Consider the following 17373-nt stretch of genomic DNA (forward strand, 5'->3'; position numbering starts at 1 on the left):
CTGCGGCGCCGCTCGTGAGGAGCGGCGCCGCAGGCGTGTTCCGGGCCCGGTGTCACCGGGCCTGATGTCACCGGGCCCGGTAGTCGGGGTCGTACAGCTTGCGGCGGGCGTCGACCTTGCGGACCGCCCAGATGTTGTTCAGAACGACGACGAAGGTCAGCGGCCACCCCATGAGCAGGCGGACGATGCCCAGCCAGGTGGTCTCGTCCAGGTTGTAGAGCCACCGCTCCACCGCGAACCGTGAGAAGCACAGCAGCGCCCAGAAGACGGTCGCCAGGTCGTAGTGGAGCAGGGACCTGCGGTCGGTGCGCCAGAAGGTGCCCTGGGAGTTGGCGGCGGCCCAGACCTGGCCGATCAGGGGGCGGCGCACGAGGACGGACAGCAGCAGGAGGCTGCCGATGCCGACCGTGATCCAGTTGCCGATGAGGTAGTAGCCCTTGGCCTCGCCGGCCAGGACGGCGGCGCCGCAGGTGATGACGGCGGTGCCCAGGCCGATGAGGGCGGCGGCGGGCTTCTCCTTGCGGAGCAGTTGCCAGACGCCCACCAGGGCCGCGGTGCCCAGGGAGGACCAGATCGCCGGCCACATGCCGGCCGCCGCGTTGACCGCGATGTAGGCGATCACCGGCAGGACGGACAGGACCGTGCCGTGGACGCCGCCGATGTACGCCCAGGCGTAGGCCAGTTGCCCCTGGAAGTCCGCCGGGACCTTCCTGGCCCGGTCCTTGGCGGACGTGTCGTCGACGGCCTGGTCCGGCGGGTCGCCCGGCGACTGCGACGTGGCCGAGTGCATCGTTTCTCCCCGCGTCTGAGGGTCCTTGAGAGGATCTTCCACGCGCTCCATCGTGGCCGCCGGGAGGGGCCGGGCACATCGCAGCCAGGTCCCGAATGAGGGTGGAGTTATCTCTACTTTCCTCGGTGCCGGCTGCCCTCTGTCGGGCAGGTGCATATGCTCAACTCCCTTCAGGGATCAAACTGTTGGCGGTCGGCCACTCGATTGGATGACTTCTGTGTTCCGTGGAAAGGCCCGTGTCTGCGTTCCCTTGTTCGCGGTGGTACTGCTCACCGCGGGATGCGACGACGAGAGAAAGTCCGACAAGGCGTCCTCCGGTGTCTCCGACGTCAAGGACAAGGCTTCCGCCTGCGTCAAGGCGCTCCGGCTGGTCGAGCTCGTGCCGGATCCCAAGAAGGCGGAGGACTACGAGAAGAAGGGCGAGGATCTGCGCAAGCTGTCCGAGCACGTGCGGGACCGTGATGCCGCGAAGGCCATCCGCGAGGTGGCGCACCAGTACGGCATGGCCCGCGTGGAGGCCGCCCGCGACTTCGGCCGGGTCGCGGCGTGGGTCAAGCAGACGGCGTCCAACATCAAGGTGCTGAAAGAGGTCTGCACCTGACCACGGCGCGGACGGACCCCCGGGGCACCCCGTACGTCCGTCAGTCCAGGCCGGCGCTGTTGAGGTAGGCGAGCACGGCCAGGACCCGGCGGTTGGTGTCGTGGGAGGTGGGGAGGCCGAGCTTGCCGAAGACGCCGGCGATGTGTTTGCTGACCGCGCCCTCGCTGAGGTGCAGGCGGTGCGCGACCGCCGCGTTGGAGCAGCCCTCGGCCATGAGTTCCAGGACTTCCCTCTCCCGTGCGGTCAAGGTGCCCAGTGGTTCCTGGTGGGCGTTGCCCGCCACGAGCTTGGAGATGACCTCCGGGTCCATCGCGGTGCCGCCCTCGGCGACCCGGCGCAGCGCGTCGACGAACTGCGCGGCGTTGAAGACGCGGTCCTTCAGCAGGTAGCCGATGGCGCCGGTGCCGTCGGCGAGCAACTCGCGGGCGTAGAGCTGCTCCACGTGCTGGGAGAGCACGAGGACGGGCAGGCCGGGGATGCGGCGGCGGGCCTCGTGGGCCGCCTGGAGGCCTTCGTCGGTGAAGGTGGGCGGCAGCCGTACGTCCACGATCGCGAGGTCGGGCCGGTGTTCGTGGACGGCGTCGAGCAGCTCGGGACCGGTCTGGACCGCGGCGACGACGTCGAAGCCGTGTGCGGTGAGCAGGTGGGTCAGGCCTTCGCGCAGGAGGTAGAGGTCCTCTACGAGGACAACACGCACGGGATCTCCAGGGTGACTGTGGTGGGGCCGCCGGGTGGGCTGGTCACGGCGAGGGTTCCGTCGAAGGTGGCGAGGCGTCGCTGCACGCCGCGCAGCCCGCTGCCTCTGGACGGGTCGGCGCCGCCGGGTCCGCTGTCGGTGACGTCGATGCGCAGACGTTGTGCACGGTGGGTCACGTCGATGCGCACCCGGGCCGCCTCGGTGTGTTTGGAGACGTTGGTGAGCAGTTCGGACACCGCGAAGTAGGCGGCGGCCTCCACGGGGCGTTCGGGACGGCCGGGCAGGTCCGTGCGCAGGGTGACGGACAGCGGCGAGTCCAGGGCGAGGCTGCGGACGGCGTCGGCGAGGCCGCGTTCGGCGAGGACCGGCGGGTTGATGCCGCGGATCAGGTGGCGCAGTTCCACGAGTGCCCGCGCGGCGGACTCCTGGGCGGTCCGGACCAGGGTCCTGGCGGCGTCCGGGTCGCGTGCGATGAGGGCCTCGATGGCGCCGAGGCTCATGCCCATCGCGACCCATTGGGCCTGGGCCCCGTCGTGCAGGTCCCGTTCGATGCGGCGCAGTTCGGCGGAGAGCGTCTCCTGGGCCTCGGTGCGGGTCTCGGTGAGCCGGTCCACCCGGCGGCCCAGCAGCGCGGACCTGGTCGGCCCGAGCAGCAGGCGGCTCCACAGGCCGTGCAGGCGCAGCAGCGGCGGGGCGAGCAGGCATCCGGCGAGGGTGCCGGCCAGGCCGATCAGAGGGGCGAAGGCGGCCGGGTGCTCGGCGAGGACGGGGGTGTCGTCGGGCAGCAGGGGCCAGCGGTCGAACGTGTCGAAGGCGACGAAGAGCTGGAGGAGCGAGGCCCAGGCCCAGGACCAGACCAGGCCGAAGAAGCAGTAGGCGGTGAGGACGACGGGCACGGCGGCGAGCAGCACGGCGACCGGCGGGTCGAGCAGGAGCCACAGCAGGTCGCGCCAGGTGGCCGGGTCCTTCACGTGCCCGCGCAGGCGCAGGGAGCGCAGTGCCGACTCCGGGGAGCGGTGGAGGGTGCGGCCGATCCGGTACGTACCGCCGGGCCGGGGCGGTGGCAGCGCCGGGGCGGGCGGGTAGGGGTGGTCGATGCGGATGCCGGTCCACTCCTGGATCTGCCGGCGGCGCCAGGAGGTGAGCTGGCGGCCCGCGCTCAGCACGGTCGGCCAGGTCCACAGCAGGAGGGGGAACATCGCCAGCAGGTGCACGAGTGCGGCGGTCAGTTCGGCGAACGCGACACCGGCGGTCAGGGCCAGCCGCCAGGTGGCGCGCCCGCCGCGGCCGATCCGGACGAGCGCACGGCGTACGCCGGAGTCGGCTGCGGGGGCGAGGAGTTGGCGGGTGAAGCGGCCGTGCAGGTGCAGCAGCGACGGCCCGGAGCCGAAGCCCGCCAGTACGGTGGCCGCGGCCACCGGGACGGTGAGCGCGGGGTGCCCCGGCCGCAGCCACACCAGGGCGGCCCCGGCCGCGACCAGGGCGGGCGGGAGCAGTGCCGTGACGCTGCCGACGAGGGGGCCGGCGATCATCCAGAGCAGGTCGCGGGGGGTGGCCGGGTCCCGGGCGAGCCAGGCCCAACGCCGTTCGTGGGAGGGCTTCCTGGGCGTCTCGTACAGCCGGTTCTTGTGCCGGTACAGGCCGTCGTGCTCGGGTTCGGGCGGGGGTGGCGGGGGCTGGTAGGGCACGGGGATGTCGACCGCGCACCACCGGCCGACCAGGGCGCGGTAGCGGTTGAGGGGGGTGCGGTAGCCCTCGGCGAGCGACTGGATTCCGCACAGGACGCCGAGGACGACGGCGGCCAGCATCGGAACGGCCCCCAGGCCCAGGCCGAACAGCACGAGGCCGCGCAAGGGCGCCCGCACGTGCCCCTTGCCCATCGCTCTCCCCCGTACCTGCGGCGCCCCCCGCGCGCAGAGCCACGATACCGATCAGGGCAAGGGCTCTTGAGGGGACGGCGGGCGGGTCGGCTCAGGGGGTGGCCGTGGAGACCGCGTACACCCAGGGGCGCTGGGGGATCGTGCGGTCGACCGTGATGTCCACGGTGGGCAGCGGGCTCTTCTGCTCGTAGGTCAGGCCCGACCACTTGCGGCGCGGGGTGAAGACCCAGCCGACGGTGGCTTGGTCGTGCGGGCTGATGGTCACCTCGCCCTCCTTGAGGGCGGCGGTTGAGGCGCCCATCTGCTTCAGGAAGAGGTCCAGGTCGGCGGGGGTGGTGGCGAACCGGACGTGCAGCCGGTTGGTCTTCCAGTTGTTGGTCTCGTAGTAGGCGAGGTTCTGCGCCATCAGCGGGATCGGCAGGTGGTAGATGCGCCGCTGCACCTGGGAGGGCCAGCCGACGGTGAGTCCGGCGTTGGCGGCCTCGCGCTCCTTGTTGACACCGCCCTGGCGGCTCTGCTCGGCGGAGACCAGGAGGTATCCGGCCGGGATACCGATGAGCATCACGATGATGGCCAGGGTGAGGCTGCGGCGCACGATGACGTGCCGGCGGCTCTCCGGCGGCTTGTCCTTCTTGTAGCCCTTGGTGCCCTTGCCGCCGCGCCCGGGGCCGCCGGGGGCGTCCTGGGTGGGGCTCTGGCGCGGAATCGCTGACGTCATTCGGTGGTTCCCTGGGCGTTCTCGGCGCGGTCGGAGCGGGGTGCGGTGTCGGGGGAGGGTGCTTGCCCTTCCACCGTACGTTCCGTTTCCACGGTACGTTCCGGGCCGCCCGGCGCGACGGCGGCGGCCGGGGCGGTGGCGGCCGGGGTGCTGGCGGCGGACGGGGTGGTGGCGGTCCGCAGGGCCTGGGCGTAGCGCTCGTACCGCTCGTGGCGCTCGACCCTGCGGCGGTTCGCGCGCCGGAAACGGCGGGCGACGAGGCGGGCGAGGTCGGCGGCCCCCACCATGCCGGCCTCGGGGCCCAGCTGCGCCTTGGCGATGCGGGCCTCGGGGCGGTAGCCGCGCCCGGTGAGATGGCGGCGGAAGGCGTCCCGGGCGGGGCCGATGAGGAGGTCGTCGGCGGCGCTGACGCCGCCACCGATGACGAAGCAGGACGGGTCGAGGGCGGCGGCGAGGTTGGCGATGCCGACGCCGAGCCACTGGCCGATGTCCTGGAGGAGTTCGACGCACATGGCGTCGCCGCCGCGGGCCAGCTCGGTGATGAGCGGTCCGGTGATCTCGTGGACGTTGCCGCCGACGCGCTCGATGAGGTGGTAGGCGACCGGGGAGTCGGCGGCGGCCAGCTCGCGGGCCTCGCGGACGAGGGCGTTGCCGGAGCTGTACTGCTCCCAGCAGCCCCGGTTTCCGCACGGGCAGCGGTGGCCGCCGGGGACGACCTGCATGTGCCCGAATTCGCCCGCGACACCGTACTCGCCCCGCTTGACCTGGCCGTCTTCGAGGATGGCCCCGCCGATGCCGGTACCGAGGGTGATCATGACGAGGTGGTCCTCGCCGCGTCCGGCGCCGAAGCGCCACTCCGCCCAGGCGGCGGTGTTGGCGTCGTTGTCGACGAGGACGGGGACCGCGAGGCGGGAGGAGACGGCGTCGCGCAGGGGCTCGTTGCGCCAGGCCAGGTGGGGGGCGAAGAGGACCTTGTTGCGGTCCGCGTCGACCCAGCCGGCCGCGCCGATGCCCACCGCGTGGACGTCGTGCCGGTCGGAGAGGTCCAGGACCAGTTCGACGATGGTGTCCTCGACGACCTTGGGGCTCTTGGACTTGTCCGGCGTCTCGGTGCGCAGTGTCTCCAGGATGTTGCCGTCGGCGTCCACGACGCCCGCCATGACCTTCGTACCGCCGATGTCGATACCGACGGTGGGCACGCGGGGGGCGGTCAGGTGGGAGCGGCGCTCACGGGGGCCGACGGTGCGCAGGACGGTGGCGCGGGCGGTGCCGCGGTTCGCGAAGTCGCGGTAGCTGCTGCTCATGATCGGGAGCCTTCCGCGTGGGGCGTCCGGGAGGGGCGGGGGGAACGCACGAGGGGGGTCGTCCCTGCGGGGTGTCGGGGAGCCGGGGGCTCGGGGCTGGGCCGATGGCGCCGGCGGCGGACGGCGCCCGCCGCCGCCGATTCTGCCATCCATGGGCATAAGGAACCTGTCCGGGCGTGCGTCCGGGGGCCCGGCGCAGGGGCTCCCGGACGGCGCCGCGGAGGTTATGACGAGGGCTTGTCGTCCCCGGGTGCGACGGTGTGTCCGCCGATCTGGGCCGGTGCGGGGGCCCGCTCCAGTTCGTGGCTCAGCTCGTCCAGTTCGCTGCCTCCGGCCATCTGCCGGGTCAGCTCGTCGAGGGTGGTGTCCTGCTTCGTACTGCTGCCGGACATGGCCCCCCGCTTGAGGAGGACGAAGCGGTCGCCGACGAGGTAGGCGTGGTGCGGGTTGTGTGTGATGAGCACGACACCCAGGCCCGCGTCGCGGGCGGCGGCGACGTACTTGAGGACCACGCCCGACTGCTTCACGCCGAGGGCGGCCGTCGGCTCGTCGAGGACGAGGACCTTGGCGCCGAAGTGCACCGCGCGGGCGATGGCGACGCACTGGCGCTCGCCGCCGGAGAGGGTGCCGATGGGCTGGTCGACGTCGCGCAGGTCGATGCCCATGCGCAGCAGCTCGGACCGGGTGGTCTCGCGCATGTACTGCACATCGAGGCGGCGGAAGGGGCCGCGGCCCCTGGTGGGCTCGGAGCCGAGGAAGAAGTTCCGCCAGACGGGCATCAGCGGGACGACCGCGAGGTCCTGGAAGACGGTGGCGATGCCCCGGTCGAGGGCGTCGCGCGGGTTGACCAGGGTGGTCTCCTCGCCCTCGATGCGGAAGGTGCCCGCGTCGTGCTGGTGCAGCCCGGCGATGATCTTGATGAGGGTGGACTTGCCCGCGCCGTTGTCGCCCAGCACACAGGTGATCTCGCCCGCGTGGACCTCCAGGGAGACGCCCTCGAGGGCCTTGATGTTGCCGTAGAACTTCGAGACGTCGTCGAGCTGGACGAGGGGCGCTGCGCTCTGTGCGGCTGTGCTCATGACCGTGCCTCCGCGCGCTTGCGTACCCATGCGTTGAGCAGGGTGGCCAGAAGGAGCATCGCTCCGAGGAAGAACTTGAACCAGTCCGGGTTCCACTCGGCGTAGACGATGCCCTTGCTCGTCATGCCGAAGATGAACGCGCCGACCGCCGAGCCGATGGCGGAGCCGTAGCCGCCGGTGATCAGACAGCCGCCGATGACGGCCGCGATGATGTACGTCAGCTCGTTGCCGACGCCCTCGCCGGACTGCACGACGTCGTACGAGAAGAGCAGGTGCTGGCCCGATACCCAGGCGGCGAAGGCGACGCCCATGTAGAGGCCGATGCGGGTCTTGTTGACCGGGACGCCGGTGGCGCGGGCGGCGTCCTTCTCGCCGCCGACGGCGAAGATCCAGTTCCCGGCGCGGGTGCGCAGCAGGATCCAGGTGGCCAGGGCGATCAGTACGAACCACCACAGGATGGTGACCTTGAGGTTCACCGAGCCGATGGTGATCTGCGAGGCGAAGACGGCCTTGGCGGCCTCGAAGCCCTCCATGTCGCCGATGCCCTTGGTGGAGACGGTGCCGCTGATGAGCTTGGTGAGGCCGAGGTTCAGGCCGGTCAGCATCAGGAACGTACCGAGCGTGATGATGAAGCTCGGGAGTTTGGTGCGGGTCAGCATGAAGCCGTTGAAGACCCCGATCAGCAGCGTGACCAGCAGCGACACGAAGACGCCGACCCAGACGTTGGCGGTCATCTGGTAGCTGAACATCGAGGAGATCAGCGCGGAGCTGGTCACCATGACGCCGGCCGACAGGTCGAACTCGCCGCCGATCATCAGCAGGGCCACGGGGACGGCCATGATGCCGATCGTCGACGCCGCGTACAGGACGGTGCCGAAGCTGGAGGCGCGCAGGAAGCTGTCGGCGGCGATCGAGAAGAACAGGAAGACCGCGATCGCGCCGACGATGGACCCCAGTTCCGGGCGGCCCATCAGCTTGCGCAGCGGCGAGGTGCGGATCAGCCGTTCGTCGTGCTCGGCTTGTGGTGCGGTCGCTGTCATCGGGTCCCCCGCTTCGTGTACGCCTTCAGCTCGGCCGCGTCGTCCTTGGTGATGATCTGCGGGCCGGTCAGGACGGGCTTGCCGCCGCCGAGCATGTCCGCGTTGTAGCGGTAGAGCCAGAGCAGGTCGACGGCCTCGTAGCCCTGGAGGTACGGCTGCTGGTCGACGGCGAAGCCGAGCGTGCCCGCGTCGAGGGAGTCGGCGACCTTGGCGTTGAGGTCGAAGGTGTCGATCTCGGCCTCGCTGCCGGCCTGCTGCTTGGCCTGCACGGCGGCGTCGGCGAAGGGCGCGCCGAGGGTGACGACGGAGTCGATGTCCTTGGCGGTCTGGAGCTTGGCCTCGATGGACGCCTGGACGTCGGGCATGTTGGTGCCGTCGACGTAGAGGTTCTCGACCGTGCCCTTGAAGGACTTCTTCACGCCCTCGCAGCGCTGCTCGTGGCCGACGTTGCCCCGCTCGTGCAGCACGCACAGGGCCTTCTTCTTGGAGCGCTTGGTCAGCTCCTCGCCGACGGCCTCACCGGCGATGGTCTCGTCCTGGCCGATGTGGGTGAGCGCGCCGAAGGCCTTGGACTCCTCGGTGCCGGAGTTGATCGTCACCACCGGGATCCCGGCCTTCTTCGCCTTTGTCAGGACATCCTTCATGGCGTCCGGCTTGGCGAGCGTGACGATCAGCCCGTCGACCTTCTTGTCGATGTACGTGTCGACCAGCTGGGCCTGCTGCTGGGCCTCCGCGTTGTTCGCGTAGAGGAAGTCGATGTTGTCCTTGACGGCGGCCTGCTTGGCGCCGTTCTGCACGATGTCCCAGAACGTGTCGCCCGCACCCGAGTGGGTGACCATGGCGAAGGTCCACCGAGGGGTGTTCACCGCGGCCTTGCCCTGGGCGGCGGCCGCGGCCGCACGCTCCTCGGCCCGCTTGCCGCCTGTGCTGCTGCAACCGGTGAGGGAAGCCCCGAGCACCGCCGCCAGCACTGCGCCGAGCGCGCGTACCCCTGTCCGAACCCTTGCCACGACGTCGTGCCCTTCTCGCTGTACTCCTGGGTGCGGCCGGGGGGTATTGAGCCAGACCCCGGCCGCCCAAGTATCCGGCATGGGGGTCCGTCGTGTGGTCGGCGGGTGTGTCATCGGGTGCCGCGGGCGGTGTATTTCTCCAGCGCGGGTACGTCCTTCTCGGTGACGATCGCGGGTCCGGTGAGGACCGGTTTGCCCCCGCCCAGGACGTTCCCATTGGTGCGATTCAGCCAGATTTCGTCGATGGCGAGGTAGCCCTGGAGGTACGGCTGCTGGTCGACGGCGAAGCCGACCGCCTTGGACTTGAGGCTCTTCACGACGGCCGCGTTGAGGTCGAAGGTGTCGACCTCGGCCTTACTGCCCGCGCCCTCCTTGGCCTTCACCGTTGCGTCCGCGAACGGTGCACCGAGGGTGACGACGACGTCGATGTCCTTGGTCGCCTGGAGCTTGGCCTCGATGGAGGAGGTGGTGGAGGGCATGTTGGTGCCCTCGACGTTGAGGTTCTCGACGCTGCCCTTGAAGGTCTTCTTGACGCCCGCGCAGCGTTCCTCCAGGGAGACGTTGCCCTGTTCGTGGATGACGCAGAGGGCCTTCTTCTTTCCGCGCGTGTTGAGCTCCTCGCCGACGCCCTCACCGGCGACGGCCTCGTCCTGGCCGATGTGACTGAGCGCCCCGAGGGCCTTCGAGTGCTGACTGCCGGAGTTGATGGTGACGACGGGGATGCCGGCCGCGACGGCCTTCTTCACGGCCGCCACGACCGCCTCGGGCTTGGCGAGGGTGACGACGATGCCCTGGACCTTCTGGTCGATGGCCGCCTCGATCAGGGAGGCCTGCTCCTTGCCCTCCTTGTTGGCCGAGTAGAGGAACTCGACGTTGTCCTTGGCGGCGGCGGCCTTGGCGCCGCTCTGCACGATGTCCCAGAAGGTGTCGCCCTCGCCGGAGTGGGTGATCATCGCGATCTTGATGCGGGGGGTGTCGGCGGCCTTGCCGCCCGCACCCTGGGCCTGGGTCGGTTTCTCTTCGGAACTCTTCCCGCCGGAGCCGCTGCATCCGGTGAGGGCGAGTGCCGCCGACAGTCCTGCCGCGGTCAGGAGTGCCGCCTTGCGACGTGCCGTACGAGTGGTACGCATCGTGGGTCCGCCTCGTGTCCCCCGCCGCCCGGTTGCGGCTGGGGGTGTTCTAACGGGGGGTGTGCGACGGCGTCAATGGTTTGTCCGGACATTCGCCAGGTGCACACGTCACGTCCGTACGTGACGGCCGTACGACACGGCCGTATGTCTCATCCGTCGTATGTCACGTCCGTACGAGCAGCTGGAAGTCGAAGGAGTACCGGGACGCCCGGTACAGGTGCGAGCCGAACTCCACCGCGCGCCCCGTCCCGTCGAAGGTCCGCCGCTCCATGGTGAGCAGCGGCGCTCCCGTGTCCTCGCCGAGGAGCTTGCCCTCCGCCGCCCCCGCCGCCCGCGCGCCGACGGACTGGCGGGCGCTGTGCAGGGTGATCCCGGCGGCCCGCATCACCCGGTAGAGGCCCGTGGACTCCAGCTCCGCGCTGTCGAGGTCCAGCAGGCCGAGCGGGAGGTGGTTGCGGAGGTACGCCATGGGCTCGCCGTGCGCCGAGCGCAGACGGTCGATGCGGTGCACCTCGGTGCCTTCGGCGACGTCGAGCGCGGCGGCGACGGCCGGGGCGGCGGGCTCGACGGTGTTGTGCAGGACGAGGGTGGTGGGGCGCTGGCCGGCCGCCGCCAGGTCGTCGTACAGGCTGCTGAGGGCGAGCGGGCGTCTGACCTGGCTGTGCACGACCTGGGTGCCCACTCCCCTGCGCCGCACCAGGAGGCCCTTGTCGACGAGGGACTGGATGGCCTGGCGGACGGTGGGGCGGGAGAGGCCGAGGCGGGCGGCCAGCTCGACCTCGTTGCCCAGGCGGCTGCCGGGCGAGAGCCGCCCCTTCTCGATGGCGGCTTCGAGCTGCTGGGAGAGCTGGAAGTAGAGCGGGACCGGACTGCTGCGGTCCACGCCGAGTCGCAGGGCGACGGTGGGGTCGGTCGCTGGTTTCGGCACGGGGGTGAGCGTAGTCCCGGGGCGTCGGCGCGTCACCAAGTCCCGTTGTCCGTACGTCCTGTTGTCAGGACAAAGTCCTTGACAGGGTCCGGGGGCTGTTGTCGGCTGGGCAGCATGCGTATCGGACTCATGGGCACGGGCCGCATCGGTTCCTTCCACGCCGAGGTGCTGTCCCGGCATCCGTCGGTGGGCTCGCTGGTGCTGGCGGACGCGGACGCGGGGCGGGCGGCGGAGGTGGCCACACGGGTGGGGGCCGAATTCACCCCGGCGGAGGACCTGTTGAGCGGCCTTGACGCGCTGGTGATCGCGTCGGCGACGGCCGCGCACGCGGAGCTGATCGGCCGGGCTGCCCGGGCCGGGCTGCCGGTGTTCTGCGAGAAGCCGATCGCCGTCGACCTGCCGGGCACCCTGGAGGCGCTGCGCCAAGTGGAGGCGGCGGGCACGGTGCTCCAACTCGGCTTCATGCGCCGCTTCGACGCCGGGTACACGGTGGCGCGGGCCCGGGTGCGCGCCGGGGAACTGGGGCGGCTGCACACGATCCGTACGGTCTCCTCGGACGCCGCGCCGCCGCCCGCCGCGTACCTGCCGCTCTCCGGCGGCCTCTACCGGGACTGCCTGGTGCACGACTTCGACATCCTGCGCTGGGTGACCGGGCGTGAGGTGGTGCAGGTGTACGCGGTCGGGTCGGCGGCCGGTCCCGAGATGTTCGCGGCGGCGGACGACGTGGCGACGGCCGCCGCGGTGCTGACGCTGGACGACGGTGCGCTCGCCACGGCGACGGCGACCCGCTGCAACGGCGCCGGCTATGACGTACGCATGGAACTGGCCGGTGAGATCGACCAGTTGGCGGTCGGCCTGGACGACCGGACGCCGCTCACCTCCGCCGACCCGTCCGGCCCGCCCGCCCCCGCGAAGCCCTGGTCCGGGTTCCTGGAGCGGTTCGCGCCCGCGTACGAGGCGGAGCTGGACGCGTTCCTGGACGTCGTACGGGGGCTGCGGCCGAACCCGTGCGACGGGCGGGAGGCGCTGGAGGCGCTGCGGGTGGCGGAGGCGTGCGAGGTGTCGCGGCGGGAGGGGCGGGCGGTGCGGCTGGAGGAGATCCCGGGACGGTGAGCCCCGGGCAGGTCCGGTCGGGGCTCAGTAGCCGACCGTGAAGCGCTCCCCCACGTGCTGCGGGCGCTCGATCTCGTCGATCAGGGCGACCGCGTAGTCCTCGGCGCTGATGCGGCTGGTGCCCTCGGCGTCCAGGACCAGGTTGTCGGTGTCGGTGCGGTAGACGCCGGTGCGCTCGCCGGGCTCGATGGTGGCGGCGGGGCTGAGGCTGGTCCAGCGGACGTCGGTCACGGTGCGCAGGGAGGCGAGCGCGTCGCCGTGCGCGTGCATGATCTGCAGGACGAACTCCGGGAGGCCCTCGGCGTCCCAGACCTGCTTGCCGTCGGGAGTGCGCAGCGAGCCCGCACCGCCGACCATGATCAGGCGCGGGGCCTCGTCGCCGAGCGCGCGGACGCCTCCCACCAGGGCCTTCGCCGACGGTTCGACGGTGGCGAGGTGGCCGGGACCGTCGCCGTGACCGCCGCCGACCGCGCTGACCAGTACGTCCTGGCCCTTGGCGACCTCGGTGACGGAGGCCGGGTCGAGGATGTCGCCGACGACCACGGTGAGGTTCTGGTGGGTCTCGCCGAGCTTCGCGGGGTCGCGGACGACGGCGGTGACGTGGTGGCCTCGGTCGAGGGCCTCGCGCAGGATGCGGCTGCCGATGGTGCCGGTGGCTCCGAAGAGGGAGATCTTGGCCATGAGGGGGGTCCTTCCGGGTTTTCTGGGGGATGGTGAATTTCCGGATTCCGGACCTGCCGGCCCTTCGTCGCTCTTCCAACATAGGAGGTGAAAGCCGTGCGCGCCGGGTACGCTCCGGACACATGGTGGTGAAAAAACGACAGCCGGGTGCTTCGGGCACTCCCGGCATCCCCGAGGTCAGGTTCCACGCGCCGGGCGGGGCACCGGCCGGGCTTGAGGTGCTGACCCTGGCGACGCTGCGCACGAACGCCTGCGCGCACTCGATCTCGGCGACCCACCGGCCCGACTTCCACCACCTGCTCCGGGTGGAGAGCGGTGCTCTCCCCCTGATGGTCGACTTCGCGTCGTACCGGGTGCTGCCGGGCGAGTGGCTGTGGGTGCGGCCGGGGCAGGTGCACCGCTGGGACGACCTGTTCGGGGCGGAGGGCACGCTCGTCCTGTTCGAGGCGGGGTTCCCGGACCCGGCGACCAGTGCGGCGGCCCGCCTGGACGACCCCTTCGGGCCGACGGTGCGGCATCCTTCGGCGGCGGGCGACGCAGCCGCCGGGCGGGCGCTGGGACAGCTGCATGCGGAGTACCGGACGCTGCGGGACGCGGGGAGCGCCCCGGAACTCCCGCCGGACGCCCACCTCTCCGTACTGCGGCACCTCCTGGCCGTACTGCTGCTGCGCCTCGCGCACACCGGGGAGCCGTCGGCGGGCTGCGACAACCCGGACGCGTTCCTGCGCTTCCGGGCCGCCGTGGAGCGGGACTTCGCGCGCACGCGGCGCGTGGACGACTATGCGCGGGAGCTGGGGTACGCGCCGCGCACCCTGTCCCGGGCGACGCTGTCGGCGGCCGGGGTGGGCGCGAAGGAGTTCATCGACCGGCGGGTGGTGCTGGAGGCCAAGCGGCTGCTGGCGCACAGCGACCACAGCGCGTCCCGGGTGGCGGCCCTGCTCGGCTTCCGGGACGCGGCGAACTTCGGCAAGTTCTTCCACCAGCGCACCGGGGAGAGCCCGTTGGGATTCCGTGCGACGGCACGCGGCGGGGCCGTCTAACCTCGGCTTTCATGGACGCACAGCGGGAGTACGTGAAGACGGACGACGGTGTACGGATATGGGCGGCGCGGACGGAGAGCGCACCGGGACAGGGGGTGGACGGTGCCGCGCCCGGCGTTGTCCTGTGTCACGGCGGGCCGGGGCTGTGGGACACCCTGGAGGACGTGGCGGCGCTGCTGCACTGGGCGGGGGTGCCTGCCGTGCACCGGTGGGACCAGCGCGGGTGCGGCCGGTCGGAGCGTTCGGGACCGTACACGGTGGACCGGCAGGTCGCCGATCTCGACGCCGTGCGGCGGCACTTCGGGCTGGAGCGGATGGTTCTGGTGGGCCACTCCTGGGGTGCGCGACTGGCGTTGCACTACGCGCTGCGGCATCCGGAGCGGGTCGCGGCGCTGGTGTACGTGTCGGGCACGGGCATCGACGCGGACTCCTCGTGGAAGCCGGCCTACGAGCGGAACCTGCGTGCGGGCATCGGTGAAGGCCTTTCCAGATGGCTGGAGTTGACGGAGCGCACGTCCCTCGCGCCCGCCGAGGAGCGGGAGATGTGCGTGCTCCAGTGGTCGGCGGACTTCGCCGACCCGGACCGCACCCAGGCGCGGGCGCACGCCGAGCGGATGGCGACGCCCTGGCGGGGCGTCAACTTCGCGGCGAACAAGGCGCTGGGCGCGGAGGTGCGCTCCCAGGATCTCGCTCAACTCCGGCAGGAATGCGCCACGTTGGCCGCACCGACGCTGATCGTCGACGGGGCTCGGGACATCCGCCCGGGGTCGGCCGTCGACTCGCTGGCCGGGGTGCTGCCGGACGCGTCCCGGGTCACGCTGCCGACGGCGGGGCATCTGCCGTGGACGGAGGACCCGGCGGGGTTCAGGGACGCGGTCGCCGGGTTCCTCCGCAGCCTGTCCACGCCTGCGCGGGAAGGAGCTACGCCTGCACGGTGAGGACCGTGCCCTGTGCCACCGCGCACAGGGTCTCGGCCCCCGCCTCGTCCGCGACGTACAGCTCGCACCGGCACACCGCCTGACGCCGCCCGGCGTGCACCGTGGAGGCGCGGGCGATCAGGGTGGGGCCGGTGGCGGGGCGGATGTACTGGATGGAGAAGCCGCCGGTCAGGACGGCGGGTCCGACGGCCGAACCGGCGGCGAAGGTGAGGGCGTTGTCGGCGGCGTAGGCCAGGACGCCGCCGTGCAGGAAGCCGTTCTGCTGGCGCAGGTCGTCGCGGGCGTCCAGCTCCAGGACGGCCTCGCCGCCGCCGAACGCGGTGATGCGGGCGCCGAGCAGCACACTGAACGGCTGTGCTTCCAGCGTCTTCTGAGCCAGTGTCAGGTCGAAGGTCTCACTCATGGATCACCACCGTACCGGCAGCTTGCGGACGCCCCGCATGAGGAGTCCGGGCACCCAGTCGAGCGCACCGGCGTCGGGGGCGAGGGCCAGGTCGGGGCAGCGCTCCAGCAGCGTACGGATGGCGATGCGGCCCTCCATGCGGGCCAGGGGCGCGCCCAGACAGAAGTGGATGCCGTGCCCGAAGGCGAGGTGGCCCTGCGGGGCGCGGCGGATGTCGAAGCGGTCGGGCTCCGGGTAGCGGGCGGGGTCGCGGTCGCCGGAGGCGAGGGAGACCAGGACGGGCTTGCCCGCGGGGATGGAAACCCCGGCCAGCTCCAGGGGTTCGCGGGTGAAGCGCCAGGTGGCGTTCTCCACGGGGCCGTCGTAGCGGAGCATCTCCTCGACCGCACCGTCGATCAGGCCGTCGAAGTCGGCGCGGAGGTCGGCGAGTTGGTCGGGGTGGGAGAGCAGTGCGCGGACGCCGTTGGAGATCAGGTTGACGGTGGTCTCGTGTCCGGCGACGAGCAACAGGAAGGCCATGCCGACGAGTTCGTCGGGCGAGAGCTGGTCGCCGCCCTCGTCGCGGGTCTTGATGAGGGCGCTCATCAGGTCACCGCCGGGCGAGCAGCGCTTGTCCTCGATCAGCTCGACGAGATAGGCCCCCATCGCGCCCACGGCGGCGATGCTCACCTCGGTGTCGGTGGGTGAGACGACCTCGTTGGACCAGGCGCGGAAGCGGTCGCGGTCCAGGTCGGGAACGCCGAGGAGTTCGCAGATGACGGTCATCGGCAGGGGGAAGGCGAGCGCGTCGATCAGATCGGCCTCCGCTCCAGAACCGCCTTTCTCCATCATCGAGTTGAGGAGTTCGTCGGTGAGCTGCTGCACGCGCGGGCGCATCGCCTCGACGCGCCGGGAGGTGAACTCGCGGGCGACGAGCTTGCGCAGCCGGGTGTGCTGCGGCGGGTCCGTCTCCAGCATGTTGCTGCTCATGGCGGAGGCGTGGTCCGCGTTCCAGAGTTCGGAGTTGCGCCAGTTCTTGGAGAGCCGGGGGTCGGCGAGGGCCTTGCGGCCCTCCTCGTACCCGACGACCAGCCACATCTCCTCCACGTCGGCGGTGCGGACGTGGTGCACGGGCCCGGCCTCGCGCAGCTTCTCGTAGTACGGGTACGGGTTCGCCGTGAAGGCCTCGGTCTCGTCCCGCAGGTCCACGATCGCCATGGTTCGCCTCTCCGTCATGCTCTGCGTCGCGCTCTCCGTCGAGCCCGCCGTCGAGCTCTCCGTCGAGCCGGAGGCCGACCCCTCGGTCCGGCCTCCGGTTCAGCCTACGCGGCCGTCCCGTTCGGCCGGTGTCAGTCCTCGGCGGAGTCCAGGAGTCCGGCGTCGTGGGCGAGCAGGGCGATCTGGACACGGTTGTTGAGGTCGAGCTTGGCGAGGATGCGCGAGACGTGGGTCTTGACCGTGGGGACGCTCATGTACAGCTCGGCGGCGATCTCGGCGTTGGAGCAGCCGCGGCCGACGGCGACGGCGACCTCGCGTTCGCGTGCGGCGAGCAGGTCGAGCCGGGTCTGGGCGCGGCCCTTGCGGTCCTCGGTGCCGCCCGTTCCGGCGACGTGGGTGATGAGTTGCTGGGTGACGGCCGGGGAGAGCACCGGGTCGCCGGCGGCCACGCGCCGTACGGCTGCGACGATCTCGGCGGGCGGGGTGTCCTTGAGGACGAATCCGGCGGCGCCGACGCGCAGGGCGCGGAGCACCTGTTCGTCGGCGTGGAAGGTGGTGAGGACGACGACTTCGGGGGCGCCGTCCTGTGCGCGCAGCGCCTCGGTGGCGGTGAGGCCGTCGACCACCGGCATCCGGATGTCCATCAGGACGACGTCGGGCTTCAAGTCGGCGACGGCCTGCGGGACTTGGGCTCCGTCGGAGGCCTCGCCGACGATGTCGATGTCGTCGGCGCCGCCGAGCATGAAGGTGAGCCCGGCGCGCACGAGCGGGTCGTCGTCGACGAGGAGGAGCCTGATCGGGGTGGTGGTCATGGTGCTCCCGGC

18 protein-coding genes are annotated in these 17373 nt (G+C 71.5%); 4 read left to right on the plus strand and 14 right to left on the minus strand.

Going from position 1 to position 17373, the window contains the following annotated elements:
- Positions 1 to 67 precede the first annotated feature (67 nt).
- Positions 68 to 790, minus strand: a complete 723-nt coding sequence (locus IE269_RS11780) for a DUF3159 domain-containing protein (RefSeq protein WP_189822821.1) — start codon at positions 788 to 790, stop codon at positions 68 to 70.
- Between the two features lie 259 nt (positions 791 to 1049).
- On the opposite strand from IE269_RS11780, the gene IE269_RS11785 reads away from it, so the two are divergent.
- Positions 1050 to 1391, plus strand: coding sequence for a hypothetical protein (locus tag IE269_RS11785; protein ID WP_189822822.1), 342 nt, complete (start codon positions 1050 to 1052; stop codon positions 1389 to 1391).
- 40 nt (positions 1392 to 1431) lie between these two features.
- Here IE269_RS11785 and IE269_RS11790 read toward each other — a convergent pair whose 3' ends face one another.
- The 9 genes from IE269_RS11790 to IE269_RS11830 form a co-directional block, all read right to left on the minus strand.
- Positions 1432 to 2088: a response regulator transcription factor gene (locus tag IE269_RS11790; RefSeq protein ID WP_189822823.1), complete on the minus strand. Its 657-nt coding sequence runs from the start codon at positions 2086 to 2088 to the stop codon at positions 1432 to 1434.
- Positions 2070 to 3968, minus strand: coding sequence for a sensor histidine kinase (locus IE269_RS11795; RefSeq protein ID WP_189822824.1), 1899 nt, complete (start codon positions 3966 to 3968; stop codon positions 2070 to 2072). Before IE269_RS11795 ends, IE269_RS11790 begins: the two co-directional genes overlap by 19 nt.
- A 91-nt stretch (positions 3969 to 4059) precedes the next feature.
- On the minus strand, positions 4060 to 4686 hold the full coding sequence (locus IE269_RS11800) for a sugar kinase (protein WP_189822825.1): 627 nt from the start codon (positions 4684 to 4686) through the stop codon (positions 4060 to 4062).
- Positions 4683 to 5990 carry an ROK family glucokinase gene (locus tag IE269_RS11805; RefSeq protein ID WP_229897583.1) on the minus strand — a complete coding sequence of 436 codons (1308 nt, stop codon included), beginning with the start codon at positions 5988 to 5990 and terminating at the stop codon, positions 4683 to 4685. Before IE269_RS11805 ends, IE269_RS11800 begins: the two co-directional genes overlap by 4 nt.
- 224 nt (positions 5991 to 6214) lie before the next feature.
- Positions 6215 to 7099: an ATP-binding cassette domain-containing protein gene (locus IE269_RS11810; protein ID WP_189822826.1), complete on the minus strand. Its 885-nt coding sequence runs from the start codon at positions 7097 to 7099 to the stop codon at positions 6215 to 6217.
- Complete coding sequence (locus tag IE269_RS11815; RefSeq protein WP_189822827.1) at positions 7066 to 8109, minus strand: ABC transporter permease; 1044 nt, start codon at positions 8107 to 8109, stop codon at positions 7066 to 7068. The genes IE269_RS11810 and IE269_RS11815 overlap by 34 nt, the downstream gene beginning before the upstream one ends.
- Positions 8106 to 9119 carry a sugar ABC transporter substrate-binding protein gene (locus IE269_RS11820; RefSeq protein ID WP_229897584.1) on the minus strand — a complete coding sequence of 338 codons (1014 nt, stop codon included), beginning with the start codon at positions 9117 to 9119 and terminating at the stop codon, positions 8106 to 8108. The genes IE269_RS11815 and IE269_RS11820 overlap by 4 nt, the downstream gene beginning before the upstream one ends.
- Before the next feature lie 110 nt (positions 9120 to 9229).
- Positions 9230 to 10249, minus strand: a complete 1020-nt coding sequence (locus tag IE269_RS11825) for a substrate-binding domain-containing protein (protein ID WP_189822829.1) — start codon at positions 10247 to 10249, stop codon at positions 9230 to 9232.
- A gap of 163 nt (positions 10250 to 10412) precedes the next feature.
- A complete protein-coding gene (locus IE269_RS11830; RefSeq protein ID WP_189822830.1) occupies positions 10413 to 11177 on the minus strand; it encodes a GntR family transcriptional regulator in 765 nt (254 codons plus the stop codon).
- A gap of 114 nt (positions 11178 to 11291) precedes the next feature.
- On the opposite strand from IE269_RS11830, the gene IE269_RS11835 reads away from it, so the two are divergent.
- Positions 11292 to 12290, plus strand: a complete 999-nt coding sequence (locus tag IE269_RS11835) for a Gfo/Idh/MocA family protein (protein ID WP_189822831.1) — start codon at positions 11292 to 11294, stop codon at positions 12288 to 12290.
- A gap of 24 nt (positions 12291 to 12314) precedes the next feature.
- On the opposite strand, the gene IE269_RS11840 is transcribed toward IE269_RS11835, so the two are convergent.
- Positions 12315 to 12971: an NAD(P)-dependent oxidoreductase gene (locus tag IE269_RS11840; protein WP_189822832.1), complete on the minus strand. Its 657-nt coding sequence runs from the start codon at positions 12969 to 12971 to the stop codon at positions 12315 to 12317.
- Positions 12972 to 13093: 122 nt separating this feature from the next.
- Between IE269_RS11840 and IE269_RS11845 the strand changes: the two genes are divergently transcribed.
- Together IE269_RS11845 and IE269_RS11850 are read left to right on the plus strand one after the other, a co-directional pair.
- Positions 13094 to 14011 (plus strand): helix-turn-helix domain-containing protein, encoded by a 918-nt coding sequence (locus IE269_RS11845; protein WP_189822833.1) that lies wholly within the window; start codon positions 13094 to 13096, stop codon positions 14009 to 14011.
- An 11-nt stretch (positions 14012 to 14022) separates the two neighbouring features.
- Positions 14023 to 14949 carry an alpha/beta fold hydrolase gene (locus IE269_RS11850; protein ID WP_189822834.1) on the plus strand — a complete coding sequence of 309 codons (927 nt, stop codon included), beginning with the start codon at positions 14023 to 14025 and terminating at the stop codon, positions 14947 to 14949.
- On the opposite strand, the gene IE269_RS11855 is transcribed toward IE269_RS11850, so the two are convergent.
- The 3 genes from IE269_RS11855 to IE269_RS11865 form a co-directional block, all read right to left on the minus strand.
- Entirely contained in the window at positions 14933 to 15352 is a 420-nt protein-coding gene (locus IE269_RS11855) for a PaaI family thioesterase (protein ID WP_189822835.1), read from the minus strand. The genes IE269_RS11850 and IE269_RS11855 overlap by 17 nt on opposite strands.
- 3 nt (positions 15353 to 15355) lie before the next feature.
- Positions 15356 to 16549 (minus strand): cytochrome P450 family protein, encoded by a 1194-nt coding sequence (locus IE269_RS11860; RefSeq protein WP_189822836.1) that lies wholly within the window; start codon positions 16547 to 16549, stop codon positions 15356 to 15358.
- Positions 16550 to 16680: 131 nt separating this feature from the next.
- Positions 16681 to 17361 carry a response regulator gene (locus IE269_RS11865; RefSeq protein ID WP_189822837.1) on the minus strand — a complete coding sequence of 227 codons (681 nt, stop codon included), beginning with the start codon at positions 17359 to 17361 and terminating at the stop codon, positions 16681 to 16683.
- Positions 17362 to 17373 lie beyond the last annotated feature (12 nt).

Origin of the sequence: Streptomyces spiroverticillatus (genome assembly GCA_014650415.1) — a bacterium.
In the GTDB taxonomy this organism is placed as follows: domain Bacteria; phylum Actinomycetota; class Actinomycetes; order Streptomycetales; family Streptomycetaceae; genus Streptomyces; species Streptomyces spiroverticillatus.

Bases quoted from the DNA above. Each gene is read 5' to 3' on its own strand.
- IE269_RS11780 (WP_189822821.1), bottom strand. From the start codon at position 790: ATGCACTCGGCCACGTCGCAGTCGCCGGGCGACCCGCCGGACCAGGCC.
- IE269_RS11795 (WP_189822824.1), bottom strand. From the start codon at position 3,968: ATGGGCAAGGGGCACGTGCGGGCGCCCTTGCGCGGCCTCGTGCTGTTC.
- IE269_RS11800 (WP_189822825.1), bottom strand. From the start codon at position 4,686: ATGACGTCAGCGATTCCGCGCCAGAGCCCCACCCAGGACGCCCCCGGC.
- IE269_RS11805 (WP_229897583.1), bottom strand. From the start codon at position 5,990: ATGAGCAGCAGCTACCGCGACTTCGCGAACCGCGGCACCGCCCGCGCC.
- IE269_RS11810 (WP_189822826.1), bottom strand. From the start codon at position 7,099: ATGGGTACGCAAGCGCGCGGAGGCACGGTCATGAGCACAGCCGCACAG.
- IE269_RS11815 (WP_189822827.1), bottom strand. From the start codon at position 8,109: ATGACAGCGACCGCACCACAAGCCGAGCACGACGAACGGCTGATCCGC.
- IE269_RS11825 (WP_189822829.1), bottom strand. From the start codon at position 10,249: ATGCGTACCACTCGTACGGCACGTCGCAAGGCGGCACTCCTGACCGCG.
- IE269_RS11835 (WP_189822831.1), top strand. From the start codon at position 11,292: ATGCGTATCGGACTCATGGGCACGGGCCGCATCGGTTCCTTCCACGCC.
- IE269_RS11840 (WP_189822832.1), bottom strand. From the start codon at position 12,971: ATGGCCAAGATCTCCCTCTTCGGAGCCACCGGCACCATCGGCAGCCGC.
- IE269_RS11845 (WP_189822833.1), top strand. From the start codon at position 13,094: ATGGTGGTGAAAAAACGACAGCCGGGTGCTTCGGGCACTCCCGGCATC.
- IE269_RS11850 (WP_189822834.1), top strand. From the start codon at position 14,023: ATGGACGCACAGCGGGAGTACGTGAAGACGGACGACGGTGTACGGATA.
- IE269_RS11855 (WP_189822835.1), bottom strand. From the start codon at position 15,352: ATGAGTGAGACCTTCGACCTGACACTGGCTCAGAAGACGCTGGAAGCA.
- IE269_RS11860 (WP_189822836.1), bottom strand. From the start codon at position 16,549: ATGGCGATCGTGGACCTGCGGGACGAGACCGAGGCCTTCACGGCGAAC.
- IE269_RS11865 (WP_189822837.1), bottom strand. From the start codon at position 17,361: ATGACCACCACCCCGATCAGGCTCCTCCTCGTCGACGACGACCCGCTC.